The organism is Stenotrophomonas sp. 3diitr2024, assembly GCF_042136455.1.
In the GTDB taxonomy this organism is placed as follows: domain Bacteria; phylum Pseudomonadota; class Gammaproteobacteria; order Xanthomonadales; family Xanthomonadaceae; genus Stenotrophomonas; species Stenotrophomonas sepilia.
The window spans coordinates 1-399 of sequence record NZ_JBHHMJ010000050.1 but is presented as its reverse complement, the minus strand read 5'-3'; the positions used below and the strand labels follow the sequence as shown (position 1 = coordinate 399).

At 63.7% G+C, this 399-nt stretch carries 1 protein-coding gene and 1 pseudogene; one reads left to right on the top strand and one right to left on the bottom strand.

Annotated features, from left to right (window positions below; all coding sequences use genetic code 11):
• The coding region (locus ABGA94_RS01035) for a DUF502 domain-containing protein (protein ID WP_375366115.1) at positions 1 to 273 on the top strand (273 nt) is incomplete at its 5' end.
• Here the strand turns inward: ABGA94_RS01035 and ABGA94_RS01030 are convergent.
• Positions 261 to 356: pseudogene (locus ABGA94_RS01030) on the bottom strand (thioesterase); the annotation flags it as partial. The gene ABGA94_RS01035 and the pseudogene ABGA94_RS01030 overlap by 13 nt on opposite strands.
• Between the last annotated feature and the right edge of the window lie 43 nt (positions 357 to 399).

The following is a 399-nucleotide window of genomic DNA, read 5'->3' as shown; positions in this document are numbered from 1 at the left end:
TTCCCGCACCGCGACATGAAGTCGGTCGGGCTGGTCACCCGCGTGATCAAGGAGCACGGCACCGACCGTGAACTGGCCGCGGTGTACGTGCCAACCACACCGAACCCGACCTCGGGTTACCTGGAGATCGTGCCGGTGGAACTGCGCAAGGTCGCTGATGGCGAGTACCGCGGCACGCTGTATGTGGACCGGATGCTGGACGAGGACTACTACGGCCGTGGCGTGTGCCATTGGGAGTTCACTGGCGCTGGGGCGATGTTGAAGGCGACGTAGCGGGCGTGGTAGACCACGCCGCCTGCGTCGGTATCTTCCCAGTAAATGCGTGTCGGCCAACTGAATAGTGGCTCAACCGACATCGGGAACCTCCGCGAACAGGTCCTGCGGCGGGTTCTTCGGCTT